This window comes from Microbacter sp. GSS18, assembly GCA_029319145.1.
GTDB lineage: Bacteria > Actinomycetota > Actinomycetes > Actinomycetales > Microbacteriaceae > Microbacterium.
The window spans coordinates 2,509,481-2,529,474 of sequence record CP119753.1; the positions used below are offsets into that span (position 1 = coordinate 2,509,481).

A 19,994-nucleotide genomic window follows, 5' to 3' on the forward strand; every position below is an offset into this window, starting at 1 on the left:
TCTCAGTTCTCACCGGCGACGCGCGCCTCGGTGCGGCGCGTGCGCCAGGCCGACCATGCGTGGCGGACGCCGCGCAGGAATCGGCCGTTGACCATCAGCAGGAGGCCGTCGAGCATGCCGGCGTCGACGCGGCCTCCTGACATGCGCTCGACCGACCGGAAGGGCAGGTCGAGCACGAAGAGCACGTTGTTCGCCGCGTGGGGGCGCCCCACCAGCAGCAGCATGCGGCTCGTCGTGACGATGAGCGTGTGCAGCACGCTCGCGAAGCCGCCGCGCCCCTTCGTCTGCGCGATGATGTCATCGCGCGTCAGGGGTCGATCGGTCGGCCAGGTGGATGCCGGGACCGGGCGTCCCAGCAGGGCTTCGTACTCGCTCTGACCGACCTGCTCGACGTGCCCGCTCGCGTAGTGCGGGAGGGCGTCGGCGGCATCGGACTCGACGGCTTCGCCCTCGACGTCGATGCGTGAGCTCACGCGGATGTCGCGCGACGAGGCACCCGCCATGACGGTGTACGCGCCGGGCTCGACGCGCCAGTCGTGGATGCGGGTGTCGAAGATGTGGAAGGCGTGCTCGGCGATCGCGATCTCGACGGTCGCGCTCTCGCCCGGAAGCAGTCGCACCTTCGCGAAGCCGGCCAGCTCGCGCGGCGCGCGGAAGCGGCCGCGCGCGGCGTCCGGCGCCTCGACGTAGAGCTGGACGACCTCGTCGCCCTCGCGCTCGCCGGTGTTCGCGACCGTCACGCGCGCGGAGGTCCGGGTCGCCGTCAGGTCCGAGTACGCGAAGGTCGTGTAGCCGAGCCCGTGGCCGAACGGATAGCGGACCGCCGCGCCGACCTTGTCGTAGTAGCGGTAGCCGAGATAAATGCTCTCGCGGTGCTCGCTCGTCGCCTCGGTGCGCCCGAAGGATGCCGAACTCGGCACGTCCGCGTAGCGCAGCGGATACGTCTCGGCCAGTCGGCCGCTCGGATCGACCCGCCCCGTGAGCACGTCGGCGAGTGCGGGGCCGAGGCCCTGTCCGCCGAGGTAGCCGAGCACGACGGCGTCGACGTCGTCGGCGAACGGCAGCTCGACCGGCGCGCCACCGGCGAGCACCGCGACGACGCGGACGCCGAGGGCGACCAGTTCGCGCGTGAGCGTGAGCTGGTTCTGCGCGAGGCGCATGTGCGCGCGGTCGACGCCCTCGGCCTCGGCGGACTCGTCGAGGCCCAGGAACAGCAGCACGACGTCGGCGCGGGCCGCGAGGCGCAGCGCGCGGTCGCGCAGGCGCCGCGAGGCGACGTCGCGCCGGCGGAAGCCCGGCTCGTAGCCGACGATGTCGAGGTCGGTGCGTCGCAGGGCGTCGAGCGGCGAGTCGACGCGCGTGGGGTTGACCAGCGAGCTGCCGGCGCCCTGATAGCGCGGCCGGGCCGCGAACTCGCCGACGACGGCGATGCGCCCCGATCGGGGGCCGAGCGGGAGGGTGCCGCGGTCATTGGCGGCGAGCACGATGGAGCGGCGGGCGGCGTCGATCGCGAGCTCGTGGTGCCGGGCGTGGTCGGCGGGCGGCGCATCCACGACGGCGGTGCGGTCGATGAGCGCGAGCATCTCGCCCACGCGCGCGTCGAGGATCGATTCATCGAGCGCACCGCTCTCGACGGCGCGGACGATCTCGCGGTCGGTGACGCCGTTCGTCGACGGCATCTCGAGCGCGTTGCCCGCGACGATCCCGGCGACGCGGTCGTTGTTCCCGCCCCAGTCGGTGACGATGAGTCCGTCGAAGCCCCAGCGGCGCCGCAGGATGTCGTCGAGCAGGTCGCGGTTCTCGTTCGCGTAGGTGCCGTTGACCTTGTTGTACGAACTCATCACGGTCCAGGCGCCGCCGCGCGTGATGGCGATCCGGAACCCTTCGAGGTACAGCTCGTGCAGCGCCCGCTCGTCGACGATCTCGTCGATCGACATGCGGTGGGTCTCCTGGCTGTTGACCGCGAAGTGCTTGGCGCTGGCGGCGACCCCGCGCGACTGGATGCCGCGGATCATCGACGCCGCCATCGAACCCGACAGCAGCGGGTCCTCCGAGAAGTACTCGAAGCTGCGGCCCGCGAGCGGGTTGCGCTTGATGTTCAGACCAGGGCCGAGCAGGACGCTGACGTTCTCGGCGGCGGCCTCGGCGCCCAGGGCTTCGCCCACACGGACGGCGAGGTCCTCATCCCAGCTGTTGGCCAGGGTGGCCGCGGTCGGGAAGCAGGTCGCGGGCAGGCTCGCGTTCAGGCCGAGGTGGTCGGCGGCGCCGCCCTGCTTGCGCAGTCCGTGCGGGCCGTCGGTGAGCATGATCGAGCGGATGCCGAGACGCTCGATCGCCTTCGTGTTCCAGAAGTTCGCGCCCGACATCAGTGACGCCTTCTCGGCGAGCGTCATCGCCGAAATGCGCGGGTCTGTCACAGCGTCGTCCCGCGTGTCGAGCAGTCGCAGATCAGCATCGGTCATGATGCTCTATCCTAGTCGAACTTCCACCATGTGGTGGAATTCTCCCAGCGTCCCATAAGCTGCCCCAGGATGGAGCCATGACAGACGCTCGCTCGACGACCGCGCACGGAGCGGGCTACGCCACCGGCCGCGCGACGAAGCGCGCCATCGTCGCCCGCGCCGCCGAGGCGTTCGCGCAGCACGGTTTCTACGGCGCCTCCCTGCGCAGCATCGCCCGAGAGGCCGGCATCGATCACTCGACGCTGCTGCACCATTTCGGGAACAAGACCGCGCTGCTCCTCGCCGTCCTCCATTGGCACGACGAGCAGAACGTCCCGCCCGACTCGCCCGATCTGTCGGCTGTCGCGGACGAGCTGACGCCCGAGCAGCTGATCGAGGGCTTCGTCTCGACGGCACGGCGCAACGCAGAGAACCCCGGCCTCGTGCAGCTGCTGTCGATCCTGACCGCCGAGGCGGGGTCGCCCGATCACCCCGCACGGGCGGCGCTGAAGGCCCGGCACGACCAGCTGACGCGCATCATCGGCACGATGATCCGTCGGCAGCGCGACGCCGGCCGAGCTGCGGCGGACGGACTCAGTCCTCAGGAGCGGGCGGCGCTCGTCGTCGCGACGTGGGAGGGGCTTCAGGTGTACGACGCGCTGCATCCCGGCGAGCTGGACGTCCCCGCGCTGGTCGAGCGCGAGTTCCGAGCAGCCCTGGGCCTTCCCCCGGCTCCCCCCGGCGTCAGCGAACCGTGAGCACCACCCGACGGTAGGCCACGAGCGGATGCCGCTCGGCATCGTCCCGCGCCTCGGCGATCACGTGGATCGAATCCCCGGATCGGGCGTCGGCCGGCACGGCGACGGAGGTCTCCGCACCCCGGACCGATGAGAGGGACACATCGCCCTGACACGTGCAGGCCTCGCCGTAGACCCACCACCGGCACACGACGCCATTGCCGTCCGGATCATCCGCGGCCGCCGACAGCCGGACGACCTCGCCGGCCTCGACCGACAGGTCCTCGCCCTGGACGATCTCGAGGGTCGGATGATGGTTCGCGTCGGCGTACGACGGCGTCACCGACCACTCCAGGCGCGCGGCGAAGTCGGCCTGCGCGTCGGCGAACCAGCGCGTGACCGAGGACTCGTCCCCGTCGCCGCCGAATCGGGAGTCGGCGATCGCCCACGTGTCGGGACCGACGTCTGTGCGCGCAGCCCGCCCGCCCCAGCCGCCGAACGCCGGATGCTCGTGGCCGCGGAGGCTCGGCACGATGAGGTTCAGCATGTTGGTGGTGTCGCCCTCCGAGATCCATTCGCCGGCGGGCTGCGGATCCATCCACACCTGATATCCCTGCTCGCGCAGCTCGTCGGCCGTCAGGCCCGACAGGTGGAAGAAGTCGGTGACGTCTCCGGGCACCATCTGCCGCCCGTCACCCCACGTCCGGTACAGCGCACCGAGCGGGCCGACGCTCGTGATGTTGTCGCGCATCCACCCGGCGCTCAGCAGCGGCAGATCCTCGGGGCGGATCGTCTGCCGGATCATGTAGCCCCACGCCATCGTGGCCACCTCGATGACCCGGATGCCGGGCCAGCGCGCAAGGATGTAGTCGTCGTACGTGGCGTCCTGCGACGCGAACTTCGTGATGACCGCCTTCGCGGAGACCTCGGCGCGGATACGCTCCCACTCCGCCGTTCCCGCAAAGCGCTCCTCGATCGACATCAGCGCGCGGGCGACCGTGCTCGGCCCCGCCCACAGCTGGATGAAGACCGGTCCGGGGCGGTCGTCGAGCAGGACGTCCGCGATCAGCCTCGAGCCCGGGGACTCGTGCGACGTGTCACCCTCGAAGTCGACGTTGCCCTCGCGGATGAGCGAGCGCAGTCGCTGCGGCGACGGATAGCGCGGGTCGTGCACGACGAGATGCCCGTGCACCTGCTCGTACGCGTCGACGGCATCGTCGATGAACCGTTCGCCGGGCGCCCAGCGCCATGAGGTCTGGGGTCGGTCGTACTCGCGCTCGGGCAGGAAGAACTCCGTCCCGGCGCCGTCACCGCGCCAGTGGAACCGGCTCGACGCGTACACGAGCCCTTCGACCTCGACCTCGTTGCTGTACAGCAGGAAGCGGATCATCGAGTTGAGGTCGTCGAGCTCGGGGTCGGCGGTGACAATGGTGCGCGGTCGCGGAATGCGCGGCACCGTCCCCCCGGTCACGATGCACCTCCGGCATCCGTCGCGGCCAGCCAGTCTTCGAATTCGGCGAGCTTGAGGAAGAAGTCCTCGAACATCAGGCGCGTGCTCACCCACGTGTACACGCGCATCGGCCTCGCCCCGTCCACGTCCGAGTAGCGTCCGTCGTCGCCGATCGCCGGCGTCGGGCGCTCGATGTGGCGACTCGAGGAGGAGTCCGGCTCGAACACCGATTGGAGCGCCGTCAGCAGCACCAGGGGCGAGTCCCCCATGGCGTAGGTCTCGCCCGCGCCGCCGAGGTGCGTGCCGACGAGCGCGAAGACCTGCGCGACCTCGTCGTACAGGTAGCGCCCGAGCGCCCCGGTCGCCGCGACGCGCAGCCGCAGCTCGGCGTCCGACACCAGGCACTGCCGATAGACGTCACGCGGCACCTGCCACACCGGGATGGTCGAGTCGTTGAAGACCACCTGGGCCGCGATCGGGTCGATCAGCAGGTTGTACTCGATCGGCATGGCGTTCGGCGGCGGCACGGCCAGCCCGTCGTGCTCGGCTCCGCCGATCCAGACGAGGGTGAGGCGCTCGGCGATACGGGGCTCGACGAGATATGCCGAAGCCAGGTCGGTGAGTCCGCCGCCCGCCGCGTAAAACAGGGGCCGAGGGTCCTCGCGCATGGCCTCGTCGATGATCGCCTGGACGGCGGGCGCGGCGCGAGGGGTCGTCCGGTCGGCGAGGCCCTCGCTCGCGCCGGTGCGGATCACCTCGGTCGAGGTCAGCCCCATCCGCGCGAACAGGTCGCGCACGACGAGCGCCGCGTTCTCGGCGCTGCGGCCAGACGAGTCGAAGGGGTCATCGGCGCGCAGATGCGACGCCACGATGAGCGGGATCTCCACGCTCGGCGAGAGCACGTGGTGCACCAGCTGGTACAGGTCGTCGGGGTCGCCCGAGAAGTCGTTGTCGATGATGACCCGAGCCCGTGGAGCGGATGCCGGCGGGATCGCCTGCCAGGGCGCCGTGCCGAGCACCCACGCGACGCGGGCCGGGTGCGCCGCGCGCGAGTCGGGTAAGGGGATGCGGGTCATCGTCGACGTCCTTTCGCCGGTTCGAGAGTAGCGGGCAGGGCGACATATTGGCAAACCGGTTGACCAATATGTCGAGGCAGATCTGCCCCGCCCCGCCGTGTCATGCGGGCCGGCTCGACGACCCGATCCGCTCGCGCAGCGCTTCGACGACCAGCGCGTGGTCCTCCTCGGATGAGAGGCCCGACACCGTGACCGCGGCCACGACGCCGGCACCGCGGACCCTCACGGGGACCGACCCGCCCGCCAGTGCGTACTCACGCGGGTCGAACCACCCCGCCGCGGCGACATCCACGCCCTCGAGCCGCGCGACGACGCCCGCCGAGCTGCGCTCGAACCGGAAGACGACGGCAGCCTTGCGCCGGATCCAGTGCTCCTGATCCGCCGTGGCCCCGGGCAGGGCGGCGCGGAACAGGATCAGCCCCGAGGGCCGCCGCACGTCGATCGCGACGCCATGGCCGCGCTCCACCGCCCAGCGCCGCAGCAGGCTCCCCAGCTGCCACGCCTCCTCCTCATCGAAGGCGGCGTACGCCAGGTGCTCCTCATCCACATCCTGCGGGGTCGTGCTCTCGGTCTCGTCGGCCATCATTCACTCCTCTCGTCGGTGAGCAGTTCCGGGGAACCACGATCGTGCTGAAGGAATCGGCGGGGAGATCGACGGAGACCACCCGCTCGCCGACGAGGAGGGACACCGGCATGTCCTCGCTGACGCAAGCGCCGAACCCCTCCATCCGCTGCGCCGGCCTATCCAGCTGCACGAGGACATCGGGCACCCTCGTCGGCTCGGCGACGGTCACGCCGTCCTGTCGACGCCACGGCACGCTCCGCGTCGTCACCATCCAGCGGATGTCCGCGCTCATTGCTGCCCCTCCATCGGGTAGTCCACGAACGCGAAGAACGCGCCGTCGGGCGACCAGCTGTTGACGTTGATCGTGCCCTGTCCTCCGAAGACGTCGAGCACGACGGCCGGCTCACTCCAGCGACCCTCGGCGATCACCTTCAACTGCACCGGAAGGTCGGCCGGGTGCCCCTCGGTGCCGGGCGGGAAGCTGAGGTGCACGGCGCGCGTGCCGTCGGGCGAGACGTGCGGGAACCAGTTCACACGCTCGTCGAAGGTCAGCTGCTCGATGCCCGTCCCGTCCGGACGGACGCGCGCGATCTGCGCGTGACCCGGCACCGTCGAGAATCGCTCGGTGTTGAAGTAGATCCAGGCGCCATCGGGCGAGTACTCCGGTCCGTCGTCGGGCCCGGGCGGCACGGTGACCGGCGCATCCTCCTCGCCGTCGACGCCGACCGTGCGGACGACGGCGCTCTGCCATCCGGCGTCCAGGTGCAGCGAGACGTATGCCAGCCGCTCGCCGTCCGGGCGGACCCCGTGGAGGAAGTGGTAGCGGTCGTCGGGAGCGCGTGTGATGCGCGCGGCCGTGCCGCCGGCGATCGGCGCGGCGTAGATGTTCCCATCGTTCGCCGACAGGTAGACCGTCTCGCCGTCCGGGGCGAGCACATGGTCGTTGTTGAGCTCGGGGAGCTGCTCGATGGCGATCTGCTCGAGCCCCCCGGACGCGTCGGCGGCGAGCCGCCACAGCACTCCGTCGCCGTTGAGCACGAGGTCGCCCGCTCGCGACCAGTTCGGAGCCTCGAGGAGCACGCTCCGATCGATGTGGACCGTGCGCACCTCGCCCGTCGCCGCATCCGCGACGCGTACGCGGCAGCTCTGTCCCGGCGCCAGCCGCCGCGCCCAGCCCATCAGCGGGCTCCGAGGCGGCGACGCGCGGTGTCGATCGTCTCGAGGATCGACACCGTCTCGGCGTGGGTGTGCAGCGGAGACTCGGCCCGGCCCTCCCCGACGTAGGTCGCGAACGCCGTCGCCTCCCACGCCAGTCCGTCCATGAGCGCCACCCCGGTGGCATCCGCCCACTCCTGCGGAGGCTCGAACAGATCGTTGCTGCGCACCGTGATCGCGGTCGGCACATGGAAGGGCCCTGCGATCTCGATGCGCGCCTCGGCGCCGCAGATCGCGGCGACGGTCGGCGTGCGCGTGAGGATCGAGGTCATGAGCGTCGACTGCTCCGCCCCGTGGCCGAGGACGAGCGTCGACGTCGCGTCCACGCCGGAATCGGTCAGTGAACCGGTCACCTCGATGCGGTCGGGCGCGCCCAGCACCATCGAGTCCAGCTGCACCGGGTAGATCCCGAGGTCCAGGAGCGCGCCGCCGCCGGTCCCCGGCGCGAGCAGCCGGTGATGCGGGTCCTTGGCGAGCGGCTGGCCGTGATCGGCGATGACGGACATCGGGTCGCCGATCACGCCCTCCTCGATCAGCCGCCGGATCAGCAGCGACTGCGGCTGGTAGCGGCTCCACATCGCCTCCATGAGGAAGACGCCCGCGCGAGTCGCGGCCTCGATCAGAGTTCGCGCGTCGGCCGGTGTGATCGCCAGCGGCTTCTCGACGAGCACGTCCTTGCCGGCCGCGATGGCCCGCAGCCCGAGGTCGAGGTGCTCGCTCTGGGGCGCCGCGATGTACACGACGTCGACGTGCGGATCGGCCAGCAGCGCGTCGACGTCCGTGTGGGACCGCTCGATGCCGTGGCGGACGGCGAAGTCGGCCGCGCGCTCCGGCGAGCGCGCCGCGACCGCCGTAATCCGCTGCGCGGTGTGGGCTGAGACGGCATCGACGAAGAACCCGGCGATCCAGCCGGCGCCGATCACGCCCCAGCGCAGCGCCGGCTCGCCGCGGGCGGGGAGGAAGGTGTCGAACTCGGGAAGGGATGACGGCAGCATGCGGAGCTCCTGGTGCGGGGTCAGCGCGGCTCTCGCACGCCGACGCGCACGAGGTGGTCGTTCACGAAGCGGCCGTCGGGGTCGAGCCGCTCGAACACGGCGCGGGCGTCCGCCAGCCGTGGCACGACGCGCTCGATCGCGGCGCGGTCGAACCGGTGGACCTTGCCCCAGTGCGGGCGGGCCGAGAACGGCGCGAGGGCGTCTTCGATGGCCGGGAGCAGACCCCATACGGCATCCGGGTGGTCGTACCAGGTGAAGTGGATGATGACGCTGTCGCGCTCGTACGCCGGGCTCAGCCACAGGTCGTCGGCGGAGGCGGTGCGCACCTCGGTCCAGATGAGGTGCGGGCGGATGGCATCGGCCAGCGCGTGCACCGCACGAAGGGCGCCCACCGCGTCGGCGCGCGAGACGAAGTACTCGGTCTGGATCTCCTCGCCGAAGGACGGCTGGGCGTCGAGGCGGAAGTGCGGCAGGCGCAGCATCCACGGGCCCGGGACGCCGTCGAGCTCGGTGACGTTGTCGTCGCCGCTGAGCGGCGACTCGTCGCCGGTCGCGCGCACGCCGTCGAGGATCGTCTCGGGCACGGAGTCGTCGTCGGATTCCAGCCGGGTCTTCACCCAGACGTGCGCGATGGTGTCCGGCTCCCAGCGCGAGAACAGCGACACGCTGTACCCGGCACCGGTGACGGCCCCGAGATCCGCGAGCGCGGCGTCCCATGTCACGCCCGTGTAGAGGTCCTGGCGCACACGGAAGGCGGGCACGATGTCGAGGGTCACCGCCACGACGATGCCGAAGGCGCCGAGGCCCACCACGAGGGCGGCGAAGTCGGTGTCCCCGCGCCGCACCTCGTGCAGCTCGCCGTCGGCGCCGACGTAGGTCAGTGCGCGCACGGATGCCGACAGCACCGGATTGGCGTCCCCCGAGCCGTGCGTGCCGGTCGCCGTCGCGCCGGCGACGTTGATGTGCGGCAGGGAGCCCATGTTGCGCAGCGCCCACCCCCGCTCGTCGAGCCACACCGCCAGCACCCCGTACCGGGTGCCGGCCGCGACCGTGACGGTCGCCGCATCCTCGTCGAGCGCGAACACCGGCGGGAGCCCGGTGACGTCGATCAGCGTGCCGGTCGTGTCGGGCAGATCGGTGAACGAATGACGCGTGCCGAGCGCGTGGACGCGCCCGGTCCCGGCGACCGCCGCCCGCACGTCGGCGACGGACGTCGCCTCGACGATGCGGGGCGCGGTGTATTCGTAGGTCCCGGCCCAGTTCCTCGCCATGGGACTCCTCTCGCCCGCGGCGGGCCGCGGTGTCAGGGGGTGGCTTCGGCGGCGAGCCGCGCCGAAGCGGTGGTCATGTGCTCCGCCATCGCAGCGGCCGCCTCGTTCTCGTCGTGGGCGGACACGGCGGCGAAGACCGCCTGATGCTCGGCGATGGCGGCCCTCGCGGATGCCTCGTCCTGCACGGCACGGTCGGCGTACACCTGCAGCAGCGAACGGACGACCGCGAGCAGATCCACCAGGGTGTCGTTGCCGGCGGCGGCGGACAGCGCGGTGTGGAAGTCCAGGTCGGCGCGCGCCAGAGCCTTGAGATTGTCGGTTCCGGCCCGCATGCGATCCAGCGTCGACGACAGCGCGTCGAGGTCGGCGGCGGTCGCGCGGGACGCCGCGAGGCGCGCCACGTAGATCTCCAGCCCCGACCGCAGCTCGAGCAGCTCGACCGTGCTCTTGCGCCCGATCAGCAGCCCCCAGCGGAGAGTCTGCGGCAGCAGGTCGCTCGCCGTGCCGCGCAGGTACGTGCCCGAGCCGGGGCGCACATCGACGATGCCCAGGATCTCGAGGGCGGCGAGCGCCTCGCGCACGGCCGACCGTCCGACTTCGAGGGTGAGCGCGAGCTGGCGCTCGGGGGGCAGGCGCGTGCCGGGCTCGATGGATCCGCTCGTGAAGAGGTCCATGAGGCGACGCGCGACCTCGGACACCGGGGTCCCCGCCGGCAGTGCGCCGAGCGATGCCGTGATCTCGGCCGAGCGGTCGTCGCGATAGGCGGGCATGCGAACAAGATACCCCGCGAGTGCCGTCCATGTCTTGCAATTGGTCAACCGGTTTGTCACACTGGTGTCCATTCACCCGTCCCCCGCGCCCGGTGGGACCCCGATGCGAACGAACCGAGGAGCCGCGATGACGCGACTGTGGAACGAGCCCGCCGACTTCGCGGACGAGATGATCGAGGGCTTCGTGGCTGCGAACAGCCGGTATGTGCGTCGCGTGACCGGCGGTGTGGTGCGGTCGACGGTCGTGCCCGCGGGCCAGGTCGCGGTGGTCGTGGGCGGTGGATCGGGCCACTACCCGGCGTTCGCGGGCTTGGTGGGTCCGGGGTTCGCGCATGGCGCGGCGATGGGGAATCTGTTCGCGTCGCCGTCGACGCAGCAGGTGCACGCGGTCGCGAAGGCAGCAGATGCCGGCGGCGGCGTGTTCTTCTCGTACGGCAACTACGCCGGCGACGTGCTGAACTTCGACGCGGCCCAGGAGCGGCTCCGCGCCGAAGGCATCCCGTGCGAGACGGTCACAGTGACCGACGACATCTTCTCCGCACGCGTGGCCGAGAAGCACAAGCGTCGCGGCATCGCCGGGGACCTGACGGTGTTCCGCATCGCGGCCGCTGCGGCGGAGTCCGGTGCGGACCTCGCGGAAGTGACCCGCCTGGCACGGCTGGCGAACGAGCGGACCCGGTCGTTCGGGGTCGCGTTCACCGGCTGCACCCTCCCCGGCGCTGAGCAGCCGCTGTTCTCCGTCCCGGAGGGACGCATGGCCGTGGGGCTCGGGATCCACGGCGAGCCCGGCATCGACGAAACCGACATCCCCACCGCCGACGGCCTGGCCGAGATGCTGGTTTCCCGCCTTCTCGAGGAGCTGCCCGAGGGGGTCGAAGACGCCGCCGGCGCGCGGGTGATCCCGGTGCTGAACGGACTGGGGTCGCTGAAGTACGAGGAGATGTTCGTCGTTTACCGGCGCATCGCGCAGCTGCTCGAGAACGCCGGGCTCGAGATCGTCGACCCGCACGTGGGCGAGTACTGCACGAGCTTCGACATGGCCGGCACCTCGCTCACCCTCTTCTGGCTCACCGACGAGCTCGAGCAGCTGTGGGAGACCCCCGTCGACACCCCCGCCTACCGGCGCGGCGCGGTCGCCGCCGCCGCGCGCGCCGATGTCACGACGGATGCCGCGGCCGCCGCATCCGAGATCCCGCCCACCGATGCCGAGTCGCGTGCGCTCGCGGCGACGGTGCAGCATGCCCTGAAGACGATCGCGGACACCGTCGATGCGCACGTCGACGAGCTCGGCCGCATCGACGCGATCGCCGGCGACGGCGACCACGGCATCGGCATGCAGCGCGGCTCGCACGCGGCCGTCACCGGCGGCACGGCCGCCTTCGAGGCCGGCGCGGGCGCCCGCACGACCCTCGAACGGGCGGCGGATGCCTGGTCCGACCGCGCCGGCGGCACCTCGGGCGCCCTGTGGGGTGTCATCCTCACCCGCCTCGCCGCCGCGCTCGGCGACACCGCCCGGCCCGGTGCCGCCGAGGTCGCCGCGGGCGTCGCCGACGCCGTCGCCGCGGTGATGTCGTACGGCAAGGCCGAGGTGGGCGACAAGACGATGGTCGACGCCCTCGTCCCCTTCTCGCAGGCGCTCACCGACGCCGTCGAGCAGGGCGCACCGTTCACCGAAGCGTGGTCGGTCGCCGCCGCTGCCGCCACCAGCGCCGCCACCGCGACCGCCGACCTTCTCCCCCGCATGGGCCGTGCACGCTCGCACGGCGAGCACAGCGTGGGCACTCCTGACCCGGGGGCGATCTCGTTCGCCCTCATCGTGACCGCCGTGGGCGATGTGCTCGCGGCCGACCTCGTCCCGGAGGACCGAGCATGACCGACATCACTCCCGCTCCGCTTCGCATCGTCATCGGCTGCGACGACGCCGGCTACGACTACAAGGAGATCCTCAAGAAGGACCTCGAGAACAGCGCCGGCGTCGCGTCGGTGGTCGACGTGGGCGTCGACGCCGACGGGCACACCCCGTACCCGAAGGTCGCGATCGAGGCCGCCCAGCAGGTCGCCGCGGGCGACGCCGACCGGGCGCTGCTGATCTGCGGCACGGGCCTGGGGGTCGCGATCGCGGCGAACAAGGTGCCCGGCATCCGCGCCGTCACCGCGCACGACTCGTTCTCGGTCGAGCGGGGCGTGCTGTCCAACAACGCCCAGGTCCTCACCATGGGCCAGCGCGTCGTCGGCATCGAACTCGCCCGCCGCCTCGTCCGCGAGTGGCTCACCTACCGCTTCGACGAGACCAGCGCATCGGCGGCGAAGGTCGCCGTGATCGGCGAGTACGAGACCACCGGCTCCTGCTGATGCCCGGACCCGTCACCGTCGGGGTGAGCCTGAAGACCTACTTCGGCCACCAGCAGGCCCGCGACTGGTTCGACCTCGTCGCCGGCCGCGTCGCCGCGCACCCCGCGGTCACGGCCGGGGCGGTCAGCTTCTTCGTCATCCCGACCTACCTGCAGATCCCCGCCGCCCTCGACGCGTTCGCCGGGACGCCGGTGCTGATCGGCGCGCAGGACGTCTCGGAGTACGAGCCGGGGGCGTACACCGGCGAGGTCTCCGCCGCCGAACTCGCCGAGGCGGGCGTCCGCGTCGCCGAGATCGGTCACGCCGAGCGCCGCCGCCTGTTCGGCGAGACCGACGAGGTCACCGCCGCGAAGGCCGCGGCATCCCTCCGCCACGGGCTGACGCCGGTGCTGTGCCTCGGCGAGAGCGAGCGGATGCCGGTCGCCAACGCCGCGGCAGCAACGGTCGCGCAGCTGCACGCCGACCTCGTCGGCGCCCCGGCCGGACCGGTCACCGTCGCCTACGAGCCCGTGTGGGCGATCGGAGCCGCCGAGCCCGCGCCCATCGACCACATCGCCGGCGTCGCCCTCGCCCTCCGGGAGGCCCTCGACGCGCAGCCGGGACGGGAAGGGTCTGCGGTGATCTACGGCGGATCGGCCGGCCCCGGCCTGCTCACGCGTCTCGACGACTCCGTCGACGGGCTCTTCCTCGGCCGCTTCGCCCACGACTCCGGCAATCTCCTCGCGGTCCTCGACGAGGCGGCGGCCCTCGCGGAGGCCCGCGCATGATCGGCCTGGGAACTTACGCCTACTTCTGGCAGCACTCCGACCGCGTTCCCGCGCCGTTGTCGCTCATCGGCGCCTTCGAGGACACGAAGGCGCAGGGCGTCGACCTGTTCCAGATCTGCGACTACGCGCCGCTCGAGTCGATGACGGATGCCGAGCTGCGCGATGCCGCCGCCGCCGCTCGCGACCTCGGCCTCACGATCGAGCTCGGCACGAAGGGCATCGAGCCCGAGCGGCTGGCGCGCTTCCTCGAGATCGCCGGCGTCTTCGATGCCCGCCTCGTGCGGAGCATGCTCTACAGCCCCGACACCCGGCCCACGCTCGCCGAGGGCGAGGCGTGGCTGCGGCAGGCGCTGCCCGCGTACGAAGCGGCCGGGGTGACCCTCGCCCTGGAGACGTACGAGCAGCTGGCGACCGCCGACCTGGTCGGGCTCGTCGAGCGCGTCGGCAGCGAGCAGCTCGGGATCTGCCTGGACCCCGGCAACGTCGTGGCGCGGCTCGAGCGCCCCCGCGACTGCGTCGAGGCCACGGCATCCCTCGTGAAGAACGTCCACGTCAAGGACTTCGCCTTCGCGCGCCAGCCCGGGTGGGTGGGCTTCACCTACAGCGGCGCCCGCATGGGCGAGGGCCTGCACGACTACCTGCACCTGCTCGAGACCGTCCGCCCGCGCGAGCGCGGCGTCAACGAGATCGTCGAGCACTGGCTGCCCTGGCAGGGCGATGCCGAGACCACCATCCGAACCGAGCGGGACTGGACCCGCGCCACGATCGATTACCTGAGGAGCACACGATGAGCACCACCACCGACACCTACAAGATCGCCGTCATCGGCGCCGGCGGCAAGATGGGCATGCGCGTGTCCAACAATCTCGTCAAGACCGGCCACACCGTCTGGTACGTCGAGAACTCCCCCGCCGGCCAGGAGCGCACCGTCGCCGCCGGTCGCGAGTTGAGCGACGCGCCCACCGCCGTCGCCGACGCCGACATCGTCGTGCTGGCCGTCCCCGATCTGGCGCTCGGCCCGGTCACCGCCGACCTCGTGCCGCAGATGAAGCCCGGCGCCATCGTGCTGACGCTCGACCCGGCCGCCGCCTACGCCGGGCTCCTCACCACGCGCGACGACGTCATCCAGGCCGTCGCCCACCCGTGCCACCCGTCGGTGTTCCTCGAGCGGACCACCAAGGAGGAGTGGGCCGACACGTTCGGCGGCATCGCCGCCCCGCAGGACGCCATCGCCGCCGTCGAGAGCGACGACCCCGCGCACAAGGCGATCGTCGAGGCCACCGTCCGCGCGATCTACGCGCCCGTCATCGACGTGCACTTCGTGACCGTCAAGCAGCTCGCCCAGCTCGAGCCGACACTCGTCGAGACCGTCGCCTGCATGATCGGCGCGCTCCTGAACGAGGCCCTCGACGAGGCGATCAACACCATGGGCGTCCCCGAGGCCGCAGCCCGCAGCATCCTGTACGGCCACACGCAGGTGGCGCTCGCCAACGGCCTGCGCGGAGACAACCCCTTCAGCGACGCGTGCCTGATCGCCATGGACTATGGCCGCGAGAGCATCGTCAAGGAAGACTGGAAGAAGATCTTCCGCGACGACGAGCTCGACAAGAACCTCGCGCGGATGCTGCACCTCGACCACATCGAGCGCTGAGGTCATCGGAGACACGGACTCATGGGACAGCTTGAAGGCAAGACCGCGCTGATCACGGGCGGGGCACTGGGGATCGGCCTCGCCGTCGCCCAGCGCTTCGCCCGCGAGGGGGCGCGCGTCATCCTCGCCGACCGGAACGGCGAGGGCGCCGCCGCCGCGGCCGCCGAGATCGGCGCGCAGGCGCGCGCCGTCACGATGGACATCTCGGACGAGGACGCGGTTGCCCGCGCCTTCGCCGAGGTCGAGGAAGCGGGCTGGGCGCCCGACGTCGTGGTCGCGAACGCCGGGGTCCAGCTGTTCGGGCAGGACGCGCAGATCGCCGACCTCGACCTCGACGTCTGGAAGCGCACGATCGACATCAACCTGACCGGCGCGTTCCTGACGATCAAGTACGCCGTTCGCACGATGCTGAAGCTCGGCGGCGGGTCGATCATCCTCACCGGCAGCCCCACCGCCGTCAACGGCGAAGGCAAGGATTTCACGGCCTACAGCGCATCGAAGGCCGGCATGCACGGCCTCGGCCGCACCGTCGCCGCCGCATATGCCGACCGCGGCATCCGGGTCAACACCGTGCAGCCCGCGTACACCGAGACGCCGCTGGTGGCCGCCATCAGCGAGGACCCCGCGTCGCGTGCGGCGATCATCAGTCGCATCCCGATCGGCCGCGCCGGCACGCCCGACGACGTCGCCGGGATCATGGTCTACCTCGCGAGCGACGACGGCGCGTTCGCGACGGGAGCGACCTTCCAGGTCGACGGCGGGATGACCTCGCTCTGATGACCTGGCTCTCCCCCGGCCGACGGTGGCGCAGCGGCCCGTGGTCGCTCGAACTTCGCGATGACGAGCTCGCCGACGTGGCGTTCGACGGCGGCACGGTGCTGCGCAGCATTCGTGCCGTCGTCCGCGACCGCAATTGGGACACCGCGCCCCTCGTCGTCGACGACATCCGCGAGACCGACACGACGCTCACGCTGCACGTGCACTCCGAAGCGCTCGGGTCGAGCTTCGCGGGGGTCGTGCGGGTCGAGGCGCGCGCCGACACCCTCGTCGTCGTCGCCGATCTGGAGTCGGCCGGGGACTTCCAGACCAACCGCACGGGGCTCGTGGTGCTGCACCCGCCCCAGCTGGCGGGGGTCGCGCTCGACGTGACGCATTCCGACGACACGACCGAGCACACCGCCTTCCCGGTGGCGATCAGCCCCCATCAGCCGGTGCTCGACATCGCCGGGCTCGTGTGGCACGACGGACGAGCCGTCTCGGTCGGCTTCGAGGGCGACGTGTTCGAGATGGAGGACCAGCGCAACTGGACCGATGCGTCGTACAAGACCTACAGCAGGCCCCTGGCGCTGCCGTTCCCCTACCCGATCGCGGCGGGCGAGCGCGTGCGGCAGTCGATCACGGTGCGCGTCGCCGGGGCGGTCGAGGGTGCGCCCACGGATGCCGGTGCCACGCGGATCACCCTGGCACCCGCCGGCGCGGTGCCAGCGTTGGGGCTCGGCGCGTCGACCGCGCCCGATCCTGCTCCGGTCGGTCTTCCTCGCATCGGCGAGACGCTCCTGGTCGAGCTCGATCTGGGCACGCGCAACTGGCGCGCAGCCCTCGGGCGCGCGGCTTCGCGCGGCCTCCCGCTCGATGTACGGTTCGTGCTCGACCACAACACGTCGCGCGAGCTCGATGCACAGCTGGCCGACGGCGTCGCCGCCCTCGCGGATGCCGACGTGAGAAGGGTCGCGGTGTTCCAGATCGTCGGTCCGGCGCGGCATGTCTCGGACGAACCGGCTGTCGAGGCGCTGCGCACCGCGCTCGCGGACGCGGGCCTGGATGTCCCGGTCATCGGCGGCGCCCGGTCGCACTTCACCGAGCTCAACCGCGAGCGGCAGCGCCTTCCTGCCGACCTCGATGGTCTCGCCGTCACCACGACACCCCTCTTCCACGCCCTCGGCACCGAGCAGCTGATCGAGTCGGTCGCGATGCAGCGCCTCGTCGCACAGCAGTCGTTCATGTATGCCGACGGCCTGCCGGTGCACATCGGCCCGGTGTGCCTGCGGCCGCGCTTCAACGACGTCGCGACGACGCCCCAGCCGGGTCCCGCGCGCGACGACCTCGCAGGCGGCTACGGCGCCGAGGTCATGGGCGCGAACGATGAGCGCCAGTCCGCCCGCGAGCTCGCCGCGTGGCTGATCGCCAGTGCGGCGGCGCTCGCAGTGCCCGGAGTGGCTTCGCTGACCTACTTCGAGGAGTGGGGGCCGCGCGGCATCCGCTCCTCGACGGGCGAGCCGTACCCGGTCGCCGCCGCCGTGGAGGCTCTTGCCGCGTTGGCGGGCGGGGAGCTGCTCAGCGGCGACAGCCCCGACGGGCTCGTGTGGGCGATCGGAGCGGTGGGTCCTGATGGCACGACCACCGTCCTCGCGGCCAATCTCGACTCCGTCGCTCGGGACGTGCACATCGCGACGCCGGCGGGCCAGATCGACGTCCACCTCGCCCCGTTCGGACACGCCGTCGCGCACGCGGCTGACTGACCCGCGCACCCTCTACCGCCGTGCGAAGGATCGACGGTGACACTGCGTTCGTATGGCAACCCGCCTGCGTGCATGGGCCCGGGCGGGTCGTGCGGAACAGACCGCGATTCCGCGGCCACCGGTTCGCATGGGGACTTACATCGCCAGATGAACCGCCCGATCAGGGCCCGGGCTGCGGACACGTCAGCTGCGGGTCCCTCCTTCGGCTCCCGGCCGGCGCTTGCCCCCGCCGTTGCCTCATCCCTGACCTCAGGTTCCGTCCGCGCCACCCGCTACGCCCGCCCATGCGGGTGACCTCGGCTTCGTCGGGAACGGGAGACGTATGCCGGTCGACCGACGTGACGGCGGGGCGGTTCAGCCTCGATCACTCGAGCGAGCGGAGCCGGTCAGCTCGTACGCTCGCTTGGTCAAAGCTCGCGCCGCATCACCCAGCGCTCGGCGCCGCCCGAGTGGGCGTCCGTTGCCTGCACCCGGACGAACCCGTGGGCCTCGAACAGGTGGACCGTTCCCACATAGCCGGAGATCTGATCGACCCGTCCGCCGGTATCGACCGGATACCCCTCGACAATCGTCGCGCCGCCGGAGCGCGCATGGTGGACCGCCCCTTCCAGCAGGTCGTGCATCAGCCCGCGCTTGCGGAACCCGGCCCGGACGACGAAACAGACGATCGACCACGGGTCGCGCTCCTCATCCAGATGCGGGATCGTGCGGGACTTCATGAGCCGCCGGTAAGTGGATTTCGGAGCCACCGAGCACCAGCCCGCGACCTGGCCGTCGACATACACGAGTACTCCCGGGCCCGGATTCGTCGAGCACTCGGCGCGCATGTACTCGATGCGCTCCGGCATCCCCAGCCGCGAGTCCCGGTACGACATGCATACGCACCCACCGGCGCCCGGTCGGCGCGGCACCATAAAGGTCGCGAAGTCGTCCCAGCGACCCGTGGCGGGCAGCACCTGAACGGACATGCACAAACGCTAACGGACTGGAGACGCGCGATGGCCAACCGGCAGACCTCTGCTTCCTGCCGGGCGTCGCCCCCTATCCCCCGGCATACTCTGGGTATGACTACGACCATCAAGGTCAGCAACGAACTCCGCGACCGGCTCAAGGCGCAAGCCGCACGTGAGGGGCTCACGCTCGGCGCACACCTTGCGCACCTCGCGGACGCCGAGGACCGGCGCTGGCGCCAACGCCTGCTGAAGACCGCGATCAGCGCTTCAACCAGTTCGGATGCCGATTCGTACGCAGAGGAGACCGCCGAATGGGAGCGCACCGAACTGACTGACGTGTCGTGACCGCACTGGACCTTGGCGGGCCGAACGACGTCCGGGTGGATGGCATCGCCAGCCTCGATCGACCGTCGTGGATCCTGACCGAACAGCCCCGCACGCTCTCACAGGACACGCTCACCGAGATCGCGGGCGAGGTGTCGTTTGAGTGCCTCACTGCGGTCCGTACCAGGCTCGGCGACTGCCTCGATCTCTGAGCCCAGCGTTGCCCGGTAGCGGCCCGGTTTGCCCGCGCGACGCACGCCACCGAGCGGAGCGAGTCAACGACGTCCGATGCCCGCCTTCCACGGCTACGCCCTGCGCGGTGTGGGCTGATTGACCAGGATGCGTGGGCTCCAGGACGCGCTACCGCGCGGGTCACGCCGTTGGCGGACGACCTGGGAATCCGGGCCTGCGTAACCAGTGGCCGACAGACGCGGGTAGCACTACGTGGGCCTCTACGCCGACTCGATCGCGTCGCGGTAGGCCTCAACCATTGCCTCGAGTTGAGGCTCCTCGCTCGTGGCGGTGCGGTCGAGAATCGCGTTGATGACCCCTGACCTCGTTTCAGGGGCGAAGCTCACCGTGAGTCGCGTAGCGGGTCCTTCCGCTGCGGTCTCGAAGGTCCACGACATGCCCGTCGATGCATGATCGACGATTCGGTTGTTCCGCTGGAACTCCCGACGCGTCCATCGGGCGTGCACAGGCATGCCCGCAACCCGGAAGGACGTCTCCCAGGTTGAGCCGCTGCCTTCGGCCTTCATCTCGACATTCGTCAGCTCAACGTTCGCCGGATCGGCGGCGACGAAGTTGCGAGGTTCAGAAATGTGATCAAACACCTCTGCCACAGGTGCGCTGACCAGGATGCTCCGTACATGTCGGTGCTCTGAAGCGCGCCCTGCTCCCATGTCCCC

At 71.2% G+C, this 19,994-nt stretch carries 21 protein-coding genes; 10 read left to right on the forward strand and 11 right to left on the reverse strand.

Annotation, left to right across the window (positions count from 1 at the left end):
• Positions 1 to 2: 2 nt before the first annotated feature.
• The gene (locus P0L94_11500; GenBank protein ID WES63079.1) at positions 3 to 2,462 is read right to left on the reverse strand and encodes a glycoside hydrolase family 3 C-terminal domain-containing protein; all 2,460 of its coding nucleotides are present in this window, start codon (positions 2,460 to 2,462) and stop codon (positions 3 to 5) included.
• A 77-nt stretch (positions 2,463 to 2,539) separates the two neighbouring features.
• Here P0L94_11500 and P0L94_11505 point away from each other — a divergent pair, with 77 nt between their 5' ends.
• Positions 2,540 to 3,199 (forward strand): helix-turn-helix domain containing protein, encoded by a 660-nt coding sequence (locus P0L94_11505; GenBank protein WES63080.1) that lies wholly within the window; start codon positions 2,540 to 2,542, stop codon positions 3,197 to 3,199.
• On the opposite strand, the gene P0L94_11510 is transcribed toward P0L94_11505, so the two are convergent.
• From P0L94_11510 to P0L94_11545, 8 genes are all read right to left on the reverse strand, one after another.
• Positions 3,186 to 4,649 carry a DUF1593 domain-containing protein gene (locus P0L94_11510; protein WES63081.1) on the reverse strand — a complete coding sequence of 488 codons (1,464 nt, stop codon included), beginning with the start codon at positions 4,647 to 4,649 and terminating at the stop codon, positions 3,186 to 3,188. The two genes, P0L94_11505 and P0L94_11510, sit on opposite strands and share 14 nt — an antisense overlap.
• Complete coding sequence (locus P0L94_11515) at positions 4,646 to 5,704, reverse strand: nucleoside hydrolase (protein WES63082.1); 1,059 nt, start codon at positions 5,702 to 5,704, stop codon at positions 4,646 to 4,648. The genes P0L94_11510 and P0L94_11515 overlap by 4 nt, the downstream gene beginning before the upstream one ends.
• 100 nt (positions 5,705 to 5,804) lie before the next feature.
• Complete coding sequence (locus tag P0L94_11520; GenBank protein WES63083.1) at positions 5,805 to 6,287, reverse strand: heme-degrading domain-containing protein; 483 nt, start codon at positions 6,285 to 6,287, stop codon at positions 5,805 to 5,807.
• Positions 6,244 to 6,561 carry a hypothetical protein gene (locus P0L94_11525; GenBank protein WES63084.1) on the reverse strand — a complete coding sequence of 106 codons (318 nt, stop codon included), beginning with the start codon at positions 6,559 to 6,561 and terminating at the stop codon, positions 6,244 to 6,246. The genes P0L94_11520 and P0L94_11525 overlap by 44 nt, the downstream gene beginning before the upstream one ends.
• Positions 6,558 to 7,448: a transporter gene (locus tag P0L94_11530; protein ID WES63085.1), complete on the reverse strand. Its 891-nt coding sequence runs from the start codon at positions 7,446 to 7,448 to the stop codon at positions 6,558 to 6,560. The genes P0L94_11525 and P0L94_11530 overlap by 4 nt, the downstream gene beginning before the upstream one ends.
• Positions 7,448 to 8,479: a Gfo/Idh/MocA family oxidoreductase gene (locus P0L94_11535; GenBank protein WES63086.1), complete on the reverse strand. Its 1,032-nt coding sequence runs from the start codon at positions 8,477 to 8,479 to the stop codon at positions 7,448 to 7,450. Before P0L94_11535 ends, P0L94_11530 begins: the two co-directional genes overlap by 1 nt.
• Before the next feature lie 20 nt (positions 8,480 to 8,499).
• Positions 8,500 to 9,750 carry an FAD-binding protein gene (locus P0L94_11540; protein WES63087.1) on the reverse strand — a complete coding sequence of 417 codons (1,251 nt, stop codon included), beginning with the start codon at positions 9,748 to 9,750 and terminating at the stop codon, positions 8,500 to 8,502.
• Between the two features lie 32 nt (positions 9,751 to 9,782).
• A complete protein-coding gene (locus tag P0L94_11545; protein WES63088.1) occupies positions 9,783 to 10,520 on the reverse strand; it encodes an FCD domain-containing protein in 738 nt (245 codons plus the stop codon).
• 127 nt (positions 10,521 to 10,647) lie between these two features.
• On the opposite strand from P0L94_11545, the gene P0L94_11550 reads away from it, so the two are divergent.
• Genes P0L94_11550 through P0L94_11580 form a run of 7 tightly spaced genes read left to right on the forward strand, consistent with a single transcriptional unit; the run spans position 10,648 to position 17,809 of the window.
• Entirely contained in the window at positions 10,648 to 12,393 is a 1,746-nt protein-coding gene (locus P0L94_11550) for a dihydroxyacetone kinase family protein (protein WES63089.1), read from the forward strand.
• Positions 12,390 to 12,872: a ribose-5-phosphate isomerase gene (locus P0L94_11555; protein WES63090.1), complete on the forward strand. Its 483-nt coding sequence runs from the start codon at positions 12,390 to 12,392 to the stop codon at positions 12,870 to 12,872. The genes P0L94_11550 and P0L94_11555 overlap by 4 nt, the downstream gene beginning before the upstream one ends.
• Positions 12,872 to 13,639 carry a triose-phosphate isomerase gene (locus P0L94_11560; GenBank protein ID WES63091.1) on the forward strand — a complete coding sequence of 256 codons (768 nt, stop codon included), beginning with the start codon at positions 12,872 to 12,874 and terminating at the stop codon, positions 13,637 to 13,639. Before P0L94_11555 ends, P0L94_11560 begins: the two co-directional genes overlap by 1 nt.
• On the forward strand, positions 13,636 to 14,430 hold the full coding sequence (locus tag P0L94_11565) for a TIM barrel protein (protein WES63092.1): 795 nt from the start codon (positions 13,636 to 13,638) through the stop codon (positions 14,428 to 14,430). The genes P0L94_11560 and P0L94_11565 overlap by 4 nt, the downstream gene beginning before the upstream one ends.
• The gene (locus tag P0L94_11570; GenBank protein ID WES63093.1) at positions 14,427 to 15,290 is read left to right on the forward strand and encodes a phosphogluconate dehydrogenase C-terminal domain-containing protein; all 864 of its coding nucleotides are present in this window, start codon (positions 14,427 to 14,429) and stop codon (positions 15,288 to 15,290) included. Before P0L94_11565 ends, P0L94_11570 begins: the two co-directional genes overlap by 4 nt.
• A gap of 21 nt (positions 15,291 to 15,311) precedes the next feature.
• Positions 15,312 to 16,067 carry an SDR family NAD(P)-dependent oxidoreductase gene (locus P0L94_11575; protein ID WES63094.1) on the forward strand — a complete coding sequence of 252 codons (756 nt, stop codon included), beginning with the start codon at positions 15,312 to 15,314 and terminating at the stop codon, positions 16,065 to 16,067.
• Positions 16,067 to 17,809: a hypothetical protein gene (locus P0L94_11580; GenBank protein ID WES63095.1), complete on the forward strand. Its 1,743-nt coding sequence runs from the start codon at positions 16,067 to 16,069 to the stop codon at positions 17,807 to 17,809. Before P0L94_11575 ends, P0L94_11580 begins: the two co-directional genes overlap by 1 nt.
• 407 nt (positions 17,810 to 18,216) lie before the next feature.
• Here the strand turns inward: P0L94_11580 and P0L94_11585 are convergent, their stop codons facing one another.
• The gene (locus P0L94_11585; protein ID WES63096.1) at positions 18,217 to 18,777 is read right to left on the reverse strand and encodes a GNAT family N-acetyltransferase; all 561 of its coding nucleotides are present in this window, start codon (positions 18,775 to 18,777) and stop codon (positions 18,217 to 18,219) included.
• Positions 18,778 to 18,873: 96 nt separating this feature from the next.
• On the opposite strand from P0L94_11585, the gene P0L94_11590 reads away from it, so the two are divergent.
• Entirely contained in the window at positions 18,874 to 19,107 is a 234-nt protein-coding gene (locus P0L94_11590) for a hypothetical protein (GenBank protein WES63097.1), read from the forward strand.
• On the forward strand, positions 19,104 to 19,298 hold the full coding sequence (locus P0L94_11595) for a hypothetical protein (GenBank protein WES63098.1): 195 nt from the start codon (positions 19,104 to 19,106) through the stop codon (positions 19,296 to 19,298). The genes P0L94_11590 and P0L94_11595 overlap by 4 nt, the downstream gene beginning before the upstream one ends.
• A gap of 240 nt (positions 19,299 to 19,538) precedes the next feature.
• On the opposite strand, the gene P0L94_11600 is transcribed toward P0L94_11595, so the two are convergent.
• The gene (locus tag P0L94_11600) at positions 19,539 to 19,988 is read right to left on the reverse strand and encodes an SRPBCC family protein (GenBank protein WES63099.1); all 450 of its coding nucleotides are present in this window, start codon (positions 19,986 to 19,988) and stop codon (positions 19,539 to 19,541) included.
• Positions 19,989 to 19,994 lie beyond the last annotated feature (6 nt).